The following is a 16,913-nucleotide window of genomic DNA, read 5'->3' on the forward strand; positions in this document are numbered from 1 at the left end:
GCGCCCGCGAGGGATTTCGCGCGCTCGGGCGGGCGTCAGCAACAGTGAACGTCGGAGACGCAGTGCGAGGTCACGCCGATGAGAGCCAGCTCGATGGCGGCTTGCTCGGAGGTGACGGCACTGCGGGACATGCCGAGGAATATGGCCCAGCGTCTTGAGGGAAGTCAACAAGAATCGGGATGCCGGTCTCGCATACCGGACAGCCGTCGTCGCCGGACGGGCATCGGGCGGCTGTCGCCCGTGCCGGGAACGTACGACGTGGGAGACCGGCGCCGGCCTCCCACGTCTCGTCAAATCTCCCTGCTTGCAGCCGTGTTGGGTGCTCTGCGCGCTGCGCGTGTCGACACCTGCCCGGCTCCTGCGCGACGGCGGCGGGCCGCACGGGGGCTGTGCTTCAGGTCACACTCGGGCCGCTTGCCGTCGCCCGCCCGCCATCAGCGCGACGTACACGATCAGCGAGGCCCCGAGCCCGACGGCCCACCCGTAGTCGGCCAGTGGCTTCAGGAACGGGATGATGCCGTCCACCGGGAACGGTCCGGCCTTGTCGCCCTTCGCGTCGAGGGTCGAGTACGACCCGCCGACGGCCAGCAGGCCGCCCACCACGAAGGCGACGACGGCCCGCCAGTTCCAGCCGCCGGAGTACCAGTACCGGCCGCCCTCCACGTACAGGTCGTGCAGGTGCAGCACGGTCCTGCGCACGATCCAGTAGTCCGCGATGAGGATGCCCGCGACCGTGCCGAGCAGTCCGCCCACGACGCCGAGCCAGGTGAAGATGTACAGCTCGGGCGTCGAGGTCAGCTTCCACGGCATCACCAGGACGCCCACGATGCCGGTGATGATGGCGCCCGTACGGAAGTTGATGAGCTTCGGCGCGAGGTTCGCGAGGTCGTAGGCGGGCGAGACGACGTTGGCCGCGATGTTCACGGAGATCGTCGCCACGAACACCGTGATGAGCGCGAACAGCAGCCCGAAGACGTTGTCGGTCTTTCCGGCCAGCGCGACCGGGTCCCAGATGGCGACGCCGTACACCTTCTCGGAACCGGCCGTCACCAGCACCGACATCAGAGCGAAGAGCGTCATGGTCGTGGGCAACCCGAGTGTCTGTCCGAGGACCTGCGCTCTCTGCCCCTTCCCGAAGCGCGTGAAGTCCGGGATGTTCAGCGACAGCGTCGACCAGAAGCCGATCATGCCCATCAGGCCCGGGAAGAAGACCTTCCAGAAGTCCGGGCCCCAGCCGACCTTCGACGGCTCGTGCAGCAGCGGACCGAACCCGCCCGCCTTGTTCGCGATCCAGATCAGCAGCACCAGCGCGCCGACGAGGACGAACGGCGCGGCCCAGTTCTCGAAGCGGCGCAGGGTGTCCATCCCCCGGTAGATGATGGCCAGTTCGAGGACCCAGAAGATGACGAAACACAGCCACAGCGTCCACGGGTAGCCGCCGACCTTCCCCGCGTCCGCCCAGCCGCCGAACAGCTTGCCCAGCAGCACGAAGATGCCCTGGCCGCCGATCCACGTCTGGATGCCGAACCAGCAGCAGGCCACCGCCGCCCGCACCATGGCCGGCAGATTCGCGCCCCGCACCCCGAACGACGCCCGCGCGAGGACCGGGAAGGGGATGCCGTACTTGGGCCCCGCGTGCCCGGTGAGCAGCATCGGCAGCAGCACGATGACGTTGGCGAGGGCGATGGTCAGCACCGCCTGCTTCCAGTCCATGCCCAGCGCCACAAGGCCCGAGGCCAGCGTCCAGGACGGGATGCAGTGGGCCATGCCGATCCACAGGGCCACGAAGTTGTACGTCGTCCAGCGGCGCTCGGCGAGCGGTACCGGGCGCAGATCGTCGTTGGCGTAGCGGCTGTCGGCGGGATAGGCGTCGGCGGACAGTTCCACCGCGGGCCGCGGTGGTGGGGCTATGTCGGTCATGAGGCAGTCCGTTCTAGGGAGGTGAACGAGGGGTTGCGGCCGTGCGGAAGCCGTGAACTGCCGTACTGTGTGGGGTGGTTGAACTCAGGGGTGAACGTGGGGGTAAGGGAACGGGCGCTGTCATGCGGCCAGCGCGGGGATGATGTCCTGCCCGTACGCGTCGATCGCCTTCTCCTTCGCGTCGTGCATCGCGTACAGCGCGAACTGGTCGACGCCGAGCTCGCGCAGCGCGCGCAGCTTCTCCACCTGCGCGGACACCGGGCCGATGAGACAGAACCGGTCGACGATCTCGTCCGGGACGAACTGGGTGTCGGGGTTGCCGGAGCGGCCGTGGTGCGCGTAGTCGTAGCCCTCGCGGGACTTGATGTAGTCCGTCAGCTCGTCCGGCACCATGCCGGAGTGCGCACCGTACTTGGAGACCAGGTCGGCGACGTGGTTGCCGACCATCCCGCCGAACCAGCGGCACTGCTCGCGGGCGTGGGCGAGGGCCTCGGGCGAGTCGTCGTCGGTGACGTACGCGGGTGCGGCGACGCAGATCTTCACGTCCGCCGGGTTCCGGCCGGCCGCGACCGCCGCGTCCCGCACCGCCTTGACCATCCACTCCGTGAGGAACGGGTCGGCGAGCTGGAGGATGAAGCCGTCGGCCTCCTCGCCGGTCATCTTCAGCGCCTTCGGCCCGTACGCCGCCATCCAGACGGGCAGTTCGGCGCCGGGGCGCACCCACGGGAACCGCACGACCGCGCCGCCGCCGAGGTCGGCCTCGTCGCCCCGGCCGAGCGCCCGGATCACCTTCATCGCGCCGCTGATCCGCGCGAGGGTGTTCGGGGTGCGGCCCGCGACGCGCATCGCGGAGTCGCCGCGCCCGATGCCGCACACCGTCCGGTTGCCGTACATGTCGTTGAGGGTCGCGAACGTGGAGGCGGTGACCTCCCAGGTGCGGGTGCCCGGGTTGGTCACCATCGGGCCGACGATCAGCCGCTCCGTCTCGGCGAGGATCCGGCTGTAGATGACGAACGGCTCCTGCCAGAGCACGCACGAGTCGAACGTCCACCCGTACGTGAACCCGGCGCCCTCCGCCCGCTTCATCAGCTCCACGACCCCGGAGGCCGGCGGGTCGGTCTGCAGAACGAGTCCGAAGTCCATGATGTGATCCCTCACTTGCTCAGTTCAGGTACTGACAGGTGGAGCGGGGGGTGTACGTGCCGTGCCCGGCGCGGCCCGTGAACTCCCGGTCGGTGATGACGAGTTCGCCGCGCGAGAGCACCGTCTCCACGCGTCCGGTCAGGCGCTTGCCCTCGTACGCGGAGTAGTCGACGTTCATGTGGTGGGTCTCGGCGCTGACGGTCTGCTCGGCGCGCGGGTCGTAGATGACGATGTCCGCGTCGGCGCCGGGCGCGATCGTGCCCTTCTTCGGGTACAGGCCGAACATCCGGGCCGGGGTCGCGCAGGCGATCTCGATCCAGCGGCGGCGCGAGAGGTGCCCGTCGACGACCGCCTGGTGCAGGAGGTCCATCCGGTTCTCGACGCCCGGCATCCCGTTCGGGATCTTCGAGAAGTCGCCGCGGCCCAGCTCCTTCTGGCCGGTGAAGCAGAACGGGCAGTGATCGGTGGAGACCACCTGGAGGTCGTTGGTGCGCAGGCCGCGCCAGAGCGCGGCCTGGTGGTCCTTGGGGCGCAGCGGGGTGCTGCACACGTACTTGGCGCCCTCGAAGTCGGGCTCGGCGAGGTTGTCGGTGGACAGGAACAGGTACTGCGGGCAGGTCTCGCCGAAGACGTTCAGGCCCTCGTCGCGGGCGCGCGCCAGCTCGGCGAGGGCTTCCCGCGCCGAGACGTGGACGACGTACAGCGGCGCCCCGGCCACCTGCGCCAGCTTGATCGCGCGGTGCGTGGCCTCGGCTTCGAGGAGGGCCTTCCTGACCTCGCCGTGGAAGCGCGGGTCGGTCTCGCCGCGGGCGAGGGCCTGCTCGACGAGGACGTCGATCGCGATGCCGTTCTCGGCGTGCATCATGATCAGCCCGCCGTTCTCGCCGGCGCGCTGCATGGCGCGCAGGATCTGGCCGTCGTCGCTGTAGAAGACGCCCGGGTAGGCCATGAACTGCTTGAAGGAGGTGACCCCCTCCCCCACCAGCAGGTCCATCTCCTTGAGCGTGTCGTCGTTCACGTCGGAGACGATCATGTGGAAGCCGTAGTCGACGGCGCACTGCCCGTCGGCCTTGGCGTACCAGGCGTCCAGGCCCTCGCGCAGGCTGCGGCCCTTGGACTGGATCGCGAAGTCGACGATGGTGGTGGTGCCGCCCCAGGCGGCGGCCCGCGTCCCCGTCTCGAAGGTGTCCGCGGCGAACGTGCCGCCGAACGGCATCTCCATGTGGGTGTGCGCGTCGACGCCGCCCGGGATGACGTACTTCTGGCTCGCGTCGAGGGTGCGCGCGTCCGTCCAGGACGCGGCGGTGTCGCTGCCGCTGGCCGCGAGGGCCACGACGCGGCCGTCCTCCACGAGGACGTCGGCGTGCATCTCGTCGGCGGCGGTGACGACGAGACCGCCGCGGATGACGGTACGGACGGCGCTCATGTGCTCCTCCAGGTACGTGCGGGAACTACGGGCGGGTCAGGGGCTCGTACGCCTGCGGGGCGCGGTCCCGGTAGAACTGCCAGCGGTCGCGGACCTCGCGCAGCTTGGCCATGTCGAGGTCGCGGACGACGAGTTCGGGCGCCTTGTCGTCGGCGACCTCTCCGACGAACTGGCCCTCGGGGTCGACGAAGTAGGACGTGCCGTAGAAGTCGTTGTCGCCGTACTCCTCGACGCCGACGCGGTTGATGGCGCCGACGAAGTACTCGTTGGCGACGGCCGCCGCCGGCTGCTCCAGCTGCCACAGGTAGCGGGACAGGCCGCGCGAGGTGGCCGAGGGGTTGAAGACGATCTGGGCGCCTTCGAGCCCGAGCGCGCGCCAGCCCTCGGGGAAGTGCCGGTCGTAGCAGATGTAGACACCGATCCTGCCGACGGCGGTGTCGAAGACGGGCCAGCCGCTGTTGCCCGGCCGGAAGTAGAACTTCTCCCAGAAGCCCTTCACCTGTGGGATGTGCGTCTTGCGGTACTTGCCGAGGTAGCTGCCGTCGGCGTCGATGACGGCGGCGGTGTTGTAGAGGACGCCCGGCTGCTCCTCCTCGTACATGGGCAGGACGAGGACGATGCCGTGCTCGCGGGCCAGGTCCTGGAAGCGGCGGACGATGGGGCCCTCGGGGACGGCCTCGGCGTACGCGTAGAACTCGGGGTCCTGCACCTGGCAGAAGTACGGGCCGTAGAACAGTTCCTGGAAGCACAGGACCTGGGCGCCCTGCGCGGCGGCGTCACGAACGGCCTGCTCGTGCACCTTGATCATGGATTCCTTGTCGCCGGTCCATGCGGTCTGGAAGATCGCGGCGCGGATCACGGGGCTCATCAGGGCCTCCTGCGTGGCGGGATGCTCAGCGGGTCGGGTGTGCCCACGACGATAGGAAGGCGGGGCGCCGCCGCCGAGTTGCACCGTGTCACGTCCGCCGCCGCGTGTCGTTCCACCGTGTCACGTCCGCCGCCGCGTGTCGTTCCACCGTGTCACGCCTGCTGTGCGTCGTGCGCGAGGAGCGCGATGTGCACGGACGCGGCCTGTTCGAAGTCGTCGAGGTCGATGCCGAGCAGCGTCTCGATGGCTTCGAGGCGGCGGTAGAGGGCGGGGCGGCTCATGTGGTGGAGCTGGGCGGTACGGGACTTGTTGCGGCCGGTGGCGAGGTAGGTGCGCAGGACCGGCAGCAGGGCGTCGGTGTCGTCCGCGTACAGCAGGCCGTCCAGCTCCCGCTCGGCGAACGACTGGACGCGCGGGTCGTCGCGCAGCAGCCGCATCAGGCCGCGCAGCCGTACGTCGCCGAGGCGGACGACGGCGGGCAGGCCGGACGACGATGCCGCTCCGGCGACGGCGTCGGCGACGTGCAGGGCCTCCTGGAGGGCGGCGGGCACCTCGTCCCAGGTGGTGCGGTCGGGCCCGGCGGCGATCACGGCGGGCTCGCCGGTCTCGGCGTGCAGCCGGGCGGCGAAGTGGGCGGTGAGGGGCTCGGCGGCCTGGTCGCGGGCGAGGCTGAGGAGGACGGCGGTGGCGCCGTCGGCGAGTTCGGCGACCAGCGCGGACAGGCCCAGGAGCCGTACCACGCGGTCGAGTTGGGCGGCGGTGCGGTCGCGGACGACGAGGGGGACGAAGGTACGGCGGTTGACGGGGAGGCCCGCCGCGCGGGCGCGGGGCAGGAAGTGGCGGGCCGGGGCCGTGCCCGAGATCAGGTCGGTCAGCAGGCACCGCGCGGACTGCTCCTCCCAGGTCGCGGTGCCCGGCCCGGCGAGCATGTGGTGCAGGACCAGGGCCTCGGCGGCGCGGTCGGCGAGGAGGCGGCCGGTGGCGCCGTCGCCGCGGTAGCCGCACAGGACGACGGAGCCCCAGCGTTCGCCGCGTCCGCCGAGGTCGGCGCGGAGCCAGCCCTCACCGTCGACGCCGCCCGGCTGCCGGGCGATCCGCTCCCAGTCGCGCAGCACGTCGTCGACGGCGGACCGCTCCCCCGCGGTGGCGAGGACGCGGTGGGCGAGGTTGGTGACGAGCACCGGGCAGCCGCTGTGCGCGGCGACCTCGTCGAGCAGGGCCTGGAGCGGGGCGCCCGCCGTGATCAGGCCGGTGAGGGCGGTGCGGATGCCCTCGGAGAGACTGACGGCCGCGAACTTCCGCCGGACCAGGCGGGATTGGACCTCCTCGGTGAGTTCGGCGAAGGGGAACGGGCGGTGCAGGACGACCATGGGCAGGCCGTAGCGCTCGGCGGCGCGCCGCATGTCCTCCGGCGGGGACGGGAAGGCCCGGCCGAGGCCGAGGACCAGGGCCGATGCCTCCGCGCGGTGCAGGGACCTGATGTACTCGGTCTGCGTGTGCGCGTCGCGCGTGAGCAGGACGCCGGTGGTGAGGATCATCTCGCCGCCGGTGAGCATGACGCCGACGTCCGCGGCTTCCGCCACGTGGACCCAGCGGACGGGGCGGTCGAGGTGGTGCGCTGCCGCGACGACCTCCGGTTCGCCGGCCGCGATGCGTTCCAGGGCGAGTATCTGGCGGACGGACAGGGCGTGTTCGGTGCCGGGTGCGGTGGTCGGCATGAGGCCTCCCTTGTGCGGATGCGCGCCGTTGGGGCGTTGCTTGTCTGCCGTGTGCGGGTTCGTCGTGGTTGCTCGCGCCCACGCGGCGGAGCCGCATATTGGACACAGTCCCGCGCCCCTTACGGGGCGCATCCGCCCTCGCCCCTATGAGACGATCCGCAGCGCCGTCTCCAGGATCGACGCGCCCTCCTCCGCCTCCGCCACCGTCAAGGACAACGGCGGGGCGATGCGCAGGACGCTGGTGTCGTGGCCGCCGCCCTTGCCGATGAGGAGGCCCGCCTCGCGGCAGGACTCCAGGACCGACGCGGCGACCTCGCGGGTCGGGTCGTCGAGCTCCACGCCGATCATCAGGCCCCGGCCGCGCACGTCCCGTACGGCGGGGACGTGGGCCGCGATGGCGCGCAGCCGTTCGATGAGGAGGCCGCCGACGCGGCGGGCGTTGCCCTGGAGGTCGTGTTCCAGGAGGTAGGAGAGGTTGGCGAGGCCGGCGGCCATGGTGACCGGGGAGCCGCCGAAGGTGGAGATGGAGTTGGCGTCGAGGCAGTTCATGACGTCGGCGCGGGCGACGACACCGCCGATCGACATGCCGTTGCCGATGCCCTTGGCGAAGGTGAGGAGGTCGGGCGGGCCGGCCTGCTCGTGCGCCTGCCAGCCCCAGAAGTGGTCGCCGGTGCGGCCCCAGCCGGTCTGCACCTCGTCGGAGATCCACAGGATGCCGTGCTCGCGCAGCACCTCGCGGAAGCGGGCGTAGAGGCCGTCGGGCGGGGAGGTGAACCCGCCGACGCCCTGGATCGGCTCGGCGATCAGCGCCGCCACGTCACCGCGGGTCTGGCCGAGCATGTCGCGCAGGTCGGCGACGCAGGCGTCGGTGAACTCGGCGTCGGACAGCGCCGCGTACGGTCCGCGGCCTCGGACGCCCCCATGGACGTAGAGGGTCTGGAGCGGGGACAGGCTCGTCGGGGACCAGCCCTTGTTGCCGGTGATGCCGATCGCCGAGAAGGAACGGCCGTGGTAGCTGTTGCGCATCGCCAGGATCTGGTTCGAGCGGCGGTACGCGGTGGCGAGCATCAGCGCCGTGTCGTTGGCCTCCGTGCCCGACGTGGTGAAGAAGACGCGGGCGTCCGGGATGCCGGACAACTGGGCCACGCGCTCGGCGAGTTCGACCATCGGCCGGTTGAGGTAGAGGGTCGAGGAGTGGATGATCCGGGACGCCTGCTCGGCGACCGCCTTCGTCACCTCGGGCAGGGCGTGCGCGGTCATCGTGGTGAGGATGCCGCCGAAGAAGTCGAGGTACTTGCGCCCCTCGGCGTCCCAGACGTGGCGGCCCTCGCCGTGCGTCAGCTCGATCGGGTCGGCGTAGTAGAGGGCCAGCCAGTCCGGCAGGACGGCGCGATGACGGGCGTGCAGGGAGGTGGTGTTCACGGGTGCGGCATCCCTTCGTCGATCACGGCTCGGGCAGGTGCGCGGGGCACGGGTTCACCGGGGGGCTCGGCTCACGGCTGGACGAGGCCCTCGTAGGCGTCGGGGCGGCGGTCGCGGTAGAACGCCCACTGCTGCCGTACCTCGTCGATGAGGCCGAGGTCCAGATCCCGGACGAGAAGTTCCTCGGTCTTGTCGCTCGCGGCGTCGCCGACGAGCTGTCCGCGCGGGTCGACGAAGTAGGAGGTGCCGTAGAAGTCGTTGTCCCCGTACTCCTCGACGCCGACGCGGTTGATGGCGGCGACGAAGTACTCGTTGGCGACGGCGGCCGCGGGCTGTTCCAGCTGCCACAGGTAGGCGGAGAGGCCGCGCGAGGTGGCGGAGGGGTTGTAGACGAGCTGGGCGCCGTTCAGGCCCAACTGCCGCCAGCCCTCCGGGAAGTGGCGGTCGTAGCAGATGTAGACGCCGACCCGGCCGACGGCGGTGTCGAAGACCGGCCAGCCCAGGTTCCCCGGCTTGAAGTAGTACTTCTCCCAGAAGCCCTTGACCTGCGGGATGTGGTGCTTGCGGTACTTGCCGAGGTAGCTGCCGTCGGCGTCGATCACGGCGGCGGTGTTGAAGTAGAAGCCGGACTGCTCGACCTCGAAGACGGGGACCACGACGACCATGCCGGTCTCGCGGGCGAGTTCCCGCATCCGGGTCACGGTCGGCCCGTCCGGGACGGGTTCGGCCCAGCGGTAGTGCTCCGCCTCCTGGACCTGGCAGAAGTAGGGGGCGTTGAAGACTTCCTGGAAGCCGATGATCCGCGCGCCCTGCCGGGCCGCCTCGCGGGCGTGCTCCTCATGCTTGGCGATCATGGATTCGGTGTCGCCCGTCCAGGTGGCCTGGACGAGTGCGGCGCGTACGACGGGGGCCATGAGCCGCTCCTTTGCCTGATCCTCTACGCCCGTAGACCGGGTCGTAGAGGGACGAACGTAAGCCCACCCGGGAGGCTTGCCAAGACCATCGTCGTTAACCCGCTGGATCGATCTCGTTTCTCAGCCGGGCGGGTCAGCGGCGCGGGGCCGCGGGGTGGCGTCCGGCTCAGGCCGCGTGTCCCGCCAGCCGCAGCGCGTGCAGCACGTCGCGGTGGCGTTCGTCGGTGACGGCGCGGGCCGCGTCGAGCACCAGCGGGACGAGGCGGCCGGGGTCGCACAGGGCGCTGCGGGCCGCCTCCTCGGGGGTGCGGGTGCGCACATAGGCGTCGAGCAGGATCCGGGCCTCGCGGTGGCGTCCGTCGGCGTCGAGCCCGGCGACGGCCGCGCCGATCACCTCGGGCGGGCGGCCCACGCCCTGCCGCAGCACCTGGTGTCCGTCGGCGCCGCGTCCCGCCGCCGCGAGGGCGTCCGCGGCGTCGACGAGGCGGGCCGGGGGAAGCGAAGCGGCCTCCCAGAGCAGCGTGGCCCAGTCGGCGCCGAGCCCGGCCCGGTGCAGCTCGGCGGCGAGCAACGGCAGTCGGGCGGCGGGCCAGTTGGCGGCCTCCACGAGGAGGATGTGCGCCTCACCGCTGCGCGCGGCGGCACGCAGTTCGAGCAGGGTGCCGACGGTGGCGGTGATGTCCTCGTGGGCGGCGTCGTCGAGGGACCGCCGGGTGCGCGGGGCGGGCGCGGCCTCGTCCCGCGCTCCGGCGAAGCGGGCGCCGGTGGCTGCCGCGGGGGCCGCCGGGAGCGGCGCGTCCCGGTCGGGGCGGTCCTCCGCCTCGACGACCTCGGCGTCGAGGCCGGCGAAGCGGGCACTGCCCCGGGGGCGGCGCTTCTTGGACTTGGCGGGCTTGGGGGTGGCGGCGGGCTCGACCTCACCCTGCGACGGGGTCTCGGGACGCGGCTCGGGCCGCGTCGGCGCACGCCCCAAATCGTCGAGCCTGTAACGGAGTTCGGCGATGCGTGCGGTCGCCCGGTCATGGTCGTCCCGCACCCAGGCGAGGTCCCGGCGCACCGACTCGGCCTGTTCGTACGTGCTGGCGGAGTCGAGGAGGCGGCCCAGATCGCGGCGGCGTTCGGTGGCGTGGCGCTGCTCGCGCGTCATGGCGTCGAGGTGGGCGAGCAGCGCGTCCCGGCCGCCCGGGGCCGCGTCATGGGCGCGCACGGCCGCGCGGTGCAGGGCGCGGGCGTCGGCGCTCTCGTGCTCGGCGCGGTCCGGGCCGTAGCGCGCGGCGACGTCCTGGAGCAGTGCCTCGACCACGTCCCAGGGCGGCACCTCGGCGCCGTCGAGGCAGGCGCGCAGCCCCTCGGGATCACGCTGCCAGAAGACGCCGAACCAGCCGGTCCCCCGGTCGATCCGGGTCACGAGTCCGCGCAGATACGCCGCGAACTCCCTGCACGGCACTGCCAGTTGTACCGCGTCCGTCGTTTCCGTCACGTGCGCCCCGCCGATCGTCGCGCCCCCTGGAGCCTGTCGCTCCGGAAGGAAACACCCGGCGTGTTACGGGGCCGCTACGCGCACTTTTCAGGCGGGCACCAGCGCGCAGCGCACCACCAGCTCGTCCATGGACAGGCCCAGCTCACGGGCGACGGCGGCAATGGTGAAGAAGGCCGGGGTCGGGGCGCGCCCGGTCTCGATCTTGCGCAGCGTCTCGACGGAGACGCCCGCACCCGCGGCGACCTCCGTCATGCTGCGCTCGCGCCGCGCCTCGCGCAGCAGCCGGCCGAGCCGCTCGCCGCGCTCGCGCTCTTCGGGGGTCAAGGGGGTTCGGACCATGGCGCCAGTCTACCCACGATCCGATTCCTATACCGGATTCCTGTACCGGGTTTCCGTACCGGATAGAAATACCGGTATAGTTATTGGCATGGTCGAACTCAAGACAGACACACAGATGGACGCGATGCGTGAGGCGGGCCGCGTCGTGGCCCAGGCGCTGACCGCGGTGCGGGACCACGCCGCCGTGGGCGTGAGCCTGCTGGAGCTGGACGAGGTGGCGCGCGAGGTGCTGCGCAAGGCGGGCGCGGGATCGCCCTTCCTGCATTACCAGCCCACGTTCGCGACGACCCCGTTCCCGGCGGTGATCTGCGCGTCCGTGAACGACGCGATCGTGCACGGCATCCCGACCGCGGACCGGCTGCGCGACGGCGACCTGGTCTCGATCGACTGCGGCGCCCTGCTCGACGGCTGGGCGGGCGACTCGGCGATCAGCTTCGTCGTGGGCCGGGCACGCCCGGAGGACGTGACGCTCGTCGAGACCGCCGAGCGGGCCCTGGCCGCGGGGATCGAGGCGGCCGTAGTGGGCAACCGCATCGGCGACATCGCGCACGCCGTCGGCCGGCTCTGCCGCACCGCCGGGTACGGCATCCCGCAGGACTTCGGCGGGCACGGCATCGGGCGGCAGATGCACGAGGACCCGGGCGTGCCGAACGAAGGACGGCAGGGCCGCGGCATGGTGCTGCGGCACGGCATGGTCCTCGCCATCGAGCCGATGCTGATCGGCGGCGGCAAGGACGACTACCACGAGGCACCGGACGGCTGGGCCCTGCGGACGAACGACGGCTCGCGCGCCGCCCACGCCGAGCACACGGTGGGGATCACCGACGCGGGGCCGCGCATCCTGACGGCTCTCTAGGGAGCGGGCGGGACGAAGGGGCGGTCCTGCCGGTCGAGGACGTCCACCGTGTAGAGGACGGCCGCGTGCTGCGGCTGGGCCAGGCCGCCCCGGGTCGCGGTGAAGCCGGGCCAGTAGTCGGCCGGTACGGCGATCTGGAGGCGGCTGCCCACGCGGACGCCCCTCAGCGCCTCGTACATCCCGGGCAGTGCCGTCCCCCGGCCGACGACCATGCCGTCGGGGCCGCTCGCCCCGTACGTGCAGCGGAACGGCCTGGCCTTCCCCCACTGCCAGCCGAGGTAGTTCACGACGGCGACGTCGCCGTCCTGCACCGCCGGCCCCTTGCCCTCGACGGTGGTACGGACGTGCAGCCTGCGCGGTGTGCCCCCGCCCCAGTCGACGACCCGGGGCGGGGCGCCGTCGGGGAACTCGACGACCGGCATCCCCGCGCCCGCCGCCCCGGAGCCCGGCGTGCCGCCGTCGGTGACGGGGACCCGCTGATCGAGGTCGTAGCCGCCGATCAGGTCGAACACGGCGATCATGTGGTCGCCGCCCTTCTCCGCGGGCGTCACCGTGAGCACCCGGCTGCCCCCTTTGCGGCCGACGAGGGCCTGCTCCCAGGTGCGCGCGGCGCTGCCGCCGTCGAAGCGGACCGTGCGCGGCTGGGTCAGGCGCCAGGACGACAGGAGTCCCTTGCCGTCCTCCCAGCTCCTCATCTCCACGTCGGTGACCGCGACCTGCCCCTTCCGCACGGCGGGCCCGGTGCCGTCGCGCAGCACCGTCGTCCGGGCCCCCTCGGGCGCGGGCAGGTCCGGGACGGTGATGGTGGGCCGGGTGCCGAGGGGGCCCGTGACCCGGGGGACGTTCTCCGGTTCCTGAGCGGCGCAGGCGACGGCCGCGAGGGCGGTCAGGACGAGGGCGGCGCCGGTGCGCACGGCGGTTCTCGGGGGCACGGGTGACCTCCTGTGGGGTGGGGTTGCCGCTCTGGAGCGTCCCCGTGCCGGGCGCCGCGACGGCGCACCCGCGGTCCGACACACCGGGCGCGTTACGCCCCATGGGTGCACGGCGCCCGGCCGGGAGCCCCCGGGGCGCCCGTCGCGACGTTCCCTGCGCGACGACCGCCCCGCCCCCTCACCCGGACGGCGCCACCAGCCCCAACTCGTAGGCGATGATCACCAGTTGCACCCGGTCGCGGGCGTCCAGCTTGGTGAACAGGCGGGCCACATGCGATTTGGTGGTGGCCATGCTGATGACGAGCTCGTCGGCGATCTCCTGGTTCGAGCGGCCGAGCCCGACCAGGGTGAGCACCTCGCGCTCGCGCTCGGTGATCCCCAGGACGGAGCGCTGCGGGCGGGCCGCGACGGGCCCCGGCCGCCCCACGAAGTCCGCGATGAGCCGCCGGGTCACCCCGGGCGCGATGAGCGCGTCCCCGGCCGCCACCACACGCACGGCGGCCAGGATGTCCTCCAGCTGCATGTCCTTGAGGGCGAAGCCCCCGGCGCCGGCCCGCAGCGCCCCGTACACGTAGTCGTCCTCGTCGAACGTGGTCAGGACGAGCACCCGGCTGCCGCTGTCGCCCGCCATGATCCGCCGGGTCGCCTCGATGCCGTCCATGCCGGGCATTCGCAGGTCCATGACGACCACGTCGGGCCGGAGCGACGCGGCCAGTTCGACGGCCGCCGCACCGTCGCCCGCCTCGCCGGCCACCTCCAGGTCGTCGGTCTCGCCGATCAGGACGCTCAGCCCGGAGCGGATGAGCGGCTGGTCGTCGACGAGGAGGACGCGCACGGTCATCGGCCCGCCTCCGGCAGCGGTATGCGCGCCGTGACCCGGAAGCCGCCCTCCGGCTCCGGCCCCGCGCTGAACTCGCCGTGCAGCAGGCTCACCCGCTCCCGCATCCCCGTGATCCCCATACCGGGGACGGTAGCCGAGCCGCCCGTGCCCGCGTCGGTGATCTCCAGGACGAGCGCGTCGTCGCTCCGGCGGACGGCGACCCGGCAGGCGTCGACGTGGGCGTGCTTGACGACGTTGGTGAGGGATTCCTGGACGATGCGGTACGCGGCCAGCTCGATGTCCGACGGCAGCGGCCCCTCGGAGCCGGTGCGCACGAGGTCGACCCTGACGCCCGCGTCCCGGCCGGTGGCGGCGGCGAGCGCGTCGAGGTCGCCGAGTCCGGCGGTCGGAGCGAGCGAGTCGGAGCCGTCCGGGTCGGCCTCGCGCAGCGCGACGAGGGTGCGGCGCAGCCCGGCGAGAGTCTCCCTGCTGGTGTCCTCGATCGCGGACAGGGCCTCGCGTGCCTCGCGCGGACGAGACTCGACGACCCGGGCGGCGACGCCCGACTGGATCGCGATGACGCCGATGCTGTGAGACACCATGTCGTGCAACTCCCGCGCGATGCGCAGCCGTTCGGCGGTGACGGCCTCGGTGACGGCCCGGGTGCGCAGCGCCTCGGCGTGGGTGCGGCGCTCCCCCGCGAGCAGTCCGACCATGCAGGCGACGAGCAGGGCGAGCACGGCGACGGCGACACCGCCGACGAGGTTGCCTGCCTGCGCCAGGGAGGCGATCCCGACGGTCTGGGCGACGAAGGAGAGGCCGATCCCGGTGTACCACTGCCACCTCGGCCGGGTGGCGATCAGATAACCGAGCGCCACATCGGCCGAAGCGAACGCCAGCAGGGTCACCTCCCGCGAACCGCCCCAGTACCCGCCGTTCGGCTGGACGAACGCGGCGACCAGCGTCCCGAGGAGGATCAGCACCAGGCCCGCCAGCGGCGTCCGGCGCACCACCCCCGTGAGCAGCACCGCCGACAGGGCCACACCGAAGGCGCGCACCTCGGGCGCGACCCATGAGAAGCCGAACAGGGCCAGGGAGAGGGCCAACGGGTAGAGGGCGAGGCCGCCCCAGGCGGCACCACGGGAGGTGGAGGTCGTGTTCACACCGGTGAGCCTACGAAGGCCCGGTCATCCACACATCGGCCCACGGGATGCATCCCGTGGGCCGATGTCCGCCGCGTTGTACGGGCCGTCACTTGCCGGGACTGACCACCATCGCGGAACCCCCGCCGCGCCGCACCTTCTCGGCGGCGGCGAGCCACTTGCCGCCCGGGAGCCGCTGCACACCGGTGGCGGCCCCGATCTCCGGGTTCAGCTTGAAGGAGTGCCCGATGGCTTCGAGCTTCGCCCGCAACGCGCTGTCGTACAGGCCCGGTTCGAGCTCGGTCTGCGCGGCGTTGCGCTGGCTGGCGCGCGGCGCCGCGATGGCGTCGACGAGCGGCAGCCCGCGGTCGAGGAACCCGGTGAGCGTCTGGAGGACGGTGGTGATGATGGTGGCGCCACCGGGTGAACCGACGGCGACGACCGGCTGGTTGTGCCGGTCGAGCACGATCGTCGGGGAGATCGACGAGCGCGGCCGCTTGCCGGGGCCCGGCAGGTTCGGGTCGTGCACGTCCGGACTGGCCGGCGCGAAGGAGAAGTCGGTCAGCTCGTTGTTGAGCAGGAAGCCGCGGCCGGGCACGGTGATGCCGCTGCCGCCGGTCTGCTCGATGGTGAGGGTGTAGGAGACGACGTTGCCCCACTTGTCGGCGGTGGTGAGGTGCGTGGTGTTCTCGCCCTCGTACGTCGTCGGCGCCGCCTTGTCACCGGCCTTGCCGCACTTCCCCGGGTGCTTCGGATCGCCGGGTGTCACCGGGCTGGTGAGCACCGCGTCGTCCTTGATGAGGCAGGCCCGCGAGTCGGCGTACTTCTGCGACAGCAGCTGCCGGGTGGGTACGTCCTCGAAGGCCGGGTCGCCGACCCAGCGGCCCCGGTCGGCGAAGGCGATCCGGCTGGCCTCGATGTACTGGTGCAGGTACTGGACGGCGGACGCCTTCGACAGGTTCTTCCGTTCCAGGATGTTGAGCGCTTCGCCGACAGTGGTGCCGCCGGACGAGGACGGCGCGATCGAGTAGACGCCGAGCCCGCGGTATGAGGTCTTCGACGGGGCCTGGAACTTGGCGCGGTACGCCTTCAGGTCCTTCACCGAGAGCTTGCCGGGCCGGGCCACGTAGTCCGAACCCGGATCGACCGGCGGCTTGTTGGCCGTCCGGACGATGTCGTCGCCGATGTCACCGCGATAGACGGCGCCCATGCCCTCGCGGGCCAACTGGGCGTAGGTGCGGGCCAGATCGGGGTTCTTGAAGGTGGAGCCGACGACCGGGAGCTGTCCGCCCGGCAGGAACAGCTGCGCCGTGTCGGGGAAGTCGCGGAAGCGGGCCTCGTTCGACGCGGTCTGCGAGCGGAAGGTGTCGTCGACGGTGAAGCCGTCGCGGGCCAGCTTCTCGGCGGGCTTCAGGACCGTGCCGAGCCGTCGGCTGCCCCAGGCGTCGAGCGCCGACTGCCAGGTCGCCGGGGTGCCGGGCGTGCCCACGCTCAGCCCGCTGGTCACGGCGTCGGTGAAGGCGAGCGGCTTGCCGTTCTCCAGGAACAGGTCGGATCCCGCGGTCAGCGGCGCGGTCTCCCGGCCGTCGATCGTGTGGACCTTGCGGGACTTGGCGTCGTAGTAGACGAAGTAGCCGCCACCGCCCACGCCCGACGAATAGGGCTCCGTGACACCGAGGGCTGCGGCGGTGGCGACGGCGGCGTCCACCGCGTTGCCCCCGTGGCGCAGGACCTCGATGCCCGCGGCCGAGGCGTCCGCGTCGACGCTCGCGACGGCGCCGCCGTAGCCGACGGCCACCGGCTGCTTCTTCGGCGTGGCGGAAGCGGCTCCGGCGGAGGGCGGCGCCGCCGCGCCGACGGCCACCATGCTCGCCGCCACCGCGCACAACGACAGATTCCGCCCAACTGAACGTCTCATCGGTACCTCCGGTCA

At 72.1% G+C, this 16,913-nt stretch carries 15 protein-coding genes; 1 reads left to right on the plus strand and 14 read right to left on the minus strand.

Features of this window, described 5'->3' with window-relative positions; all coding sequences use genetic code 11:
- Positions 1-35: 35 nt before the first annotated feature.
- The 10 genes from K377_RS42910 to K377_RS35795 all read right to left on the minus strand — a co-directional run bounded on the left by K377_RS42910 (position 36) and on the right by K377_RS35795 (position 11,230).
- Complete coding sequence (locus tag K377_RS42910; protein ID WP_343238111.1) at positions 36-131, minus strand: Ms4533A family Cys-rich leader peptide; 96 nt, start codon at positions 129-131, stop codon at positions 36-38.
- Between the two features lie 268 nt (positions 132-399).
- Positions 400-1,920 carry an NCS1 family nucleobase:cation symporter-1 gene (locus K377_RS35755; protein WP_111667790.1) on the minus strand — a complete coding sequence of 507 codons (1,521 nt, stop codon included), beginning with the start codon at positions 1,918-1,920 and terminating at the stop codon, positions 400-402.
- Positions 1,921-2,040: 120 nt separating this feature from the next.
- Complete coding sequence (locus K377_RS35760) at positions 2,041-3,063, minus strand: TIGR03842 family LLM class F420-dependent oxidoreductase (protein ID WP_111667791.1); 1,023 nt, start codon at positions 3,061-3,063, stop codon at positions 2,041-2,043.
- A 19-nt stretch (positions 3,064-3,082) separates the two neighbouring features.
- Positions 3,083-4,489 (minus strand): dihydropyrimidinase, encoded by a 1,407-nt coding sequence (hydA, locus tag K377_RS35765; protein WP_111667792.1) that lies wholly within the window; start codon positions 4,487-4,489, stop codon positions 3,083-3,085.
- Positions 4,490-4,514: 25 nt separating this feature from the next.
- Positions 4,515-5,357 carry a nitrilase-related carbon-nitrogen hydrolase gene (locus K377_RS35770; protein WP_111667793.1) on the minus strand — a complete coding sequence of 281 codons (843 nt, stop codon included), beginning with the start codon at positions 5,355-5,357 and terminating at the stop codon, positions 4,515-4,517.
- Positions 5,358-5,509: 152 nt separating this feature from the next.
- Positions 5,510-7,075 (minus strand): PucR family transcriptional regulator ligand-binding domain-containing protein, encoded by a 1,566-nt coding sequence (locus K377_RS35775; RefSeq protein WP_111667794.1) that lies wholly within the window; start codon positions 7,073-7,075, stop codon positions 5,510-5,512.
- A gap of 144 nt (positions 7,076-7,219) precedes the next feature.
- On the minus strand, positions 7,220-8,497 hold the full coding sequence (locus K377_RS35780; RefSeq protein ID WP_111667795.1) for an aspartate aminotransferase family protein: 1,278 nt from the start codon (positions 8,495-8,497) through the stop codon (positions 7,220-7,222).
- 71 nt (positions 8,498-8,568) lie between these two features.
- Positions 8,569-9,411, minus strand: a complete 843-nt coding sequence (locus tag K377_RS35785) for a nitrilase-related carbon-nitrogen hydrolase (protein WP_111667796.1) — start codon at positions 9,409-9,411, stop codon at positions 8,569-8,571.
- Positions 9,412-9,577: 166 nt separating this feature from the next.
- The gene (locus K377_RS35790; RefSeq protein WP_181512732.1) at positions 9,578-10,891 is read right to left on the minus strand and encodes a hypothetical protein; all 1,314 of its coding nucleotides are present in this window, start codon (positions 10,889-10,891) and stop codon (positions 9,578-9,580) included.
- Between the two features lie 87 nt (positions 10,892-10,978).
- Positions 10,979-11,230, minus strand: a complete 252-nt coding sequence (locus K377_RS35795; RefSeq protein WP_111667797.1) for a helix-turn-helix domain-containing protein — start codon at positions 11,228-11,230, stop codon at positions 10,979-10,981.
- An 88-nt stretch (positions 11,231-11,318) separates the two neighbouring features.
- On the opposite strand from K377_RS35795, the gene map reads away from it, so the two are divergent.
- Positions 11,319-12,086, plus strand: a complete 768-nt coding sequence (gene map / locus K377_RS35800) for a type I methionyl aminopeptidase (RefSeq protein ID WP_111667798.1) — start codon at positions 11,319-11,321, stop codon at positions 12,084-12,086.
- On the opposite strand, the gene K377_RS35805 is transcribed toward map, so the two are convergent.
- From K377_RS35805 to ggt, 4 genes are all read right to left on the minus strand, one after another.
- Complete coding sequence (locus K377_RS35805) at positions 12,083-13,018, minus strand: FKBP-type peptidyl-prolyl cis-trans isomerase (RefSeq protein ID WP_146614818.1); 936 nt, start codon at positions 13,016-13,018, stop codon at positions 12,083-12,085. The genes map and K377_RS35805 overlap by 4 nt on opposite strands.
- A 178-nt stretch (positions 13,019-13,196) precedes the next feature.
- Positions 13,197-13,859 carry a response regulator transcription factor gene (locus K377_RS35810; RefSeq protein WP_111667800.1) on the minus strand — a complete coding sequence of 221 codons (663 nt, stop codon included), beginning with the start codon at positions 13,857-13,859 and terminating at the stop codon, positions 13,197-13,199.
- On the minus strand, positions 13,856-15,001 hold the full coding sequence (locus tag K377_RS42530) for a sensor histidine kinase (protein ID WP_258395249.1): 1,146 nt from the start codon (positions 14,999-15,001) through the stop codon (positions 13,856-13,858). The genes K377_RS35810 and K377_RS42530 overlap by 4 nt, the downstream gene beginning before the upstream one ends.
- A gap of 88 nt (positions 15,002-15,089) precedes the next feature.
- Positions 15,090-16,898 carry a gamma-glutamyltransferase gene (gene ggt / locus K377_RS35820; RefSeq protein ID WP_111667801.1) on the minus strand — a complete coding sequence of 603 codons (1,809 nt, stop codon included), beginning with the start codon at positions 16,896-16,898 and terminating at the stop codon, positions 15,090-15,092.
- Positions 16,899-16,913 lie beyond the last annotated feature (15 nt).

The organism is Streptomyces sp. PsTaAH-137 (assembly GCF_003259365.1).
Taxonomy (GTDB): Bacteria; Actinomycetota; Actinomycetes; order Streptomycetales; family Streptomycetaceae; genus Streptomyces.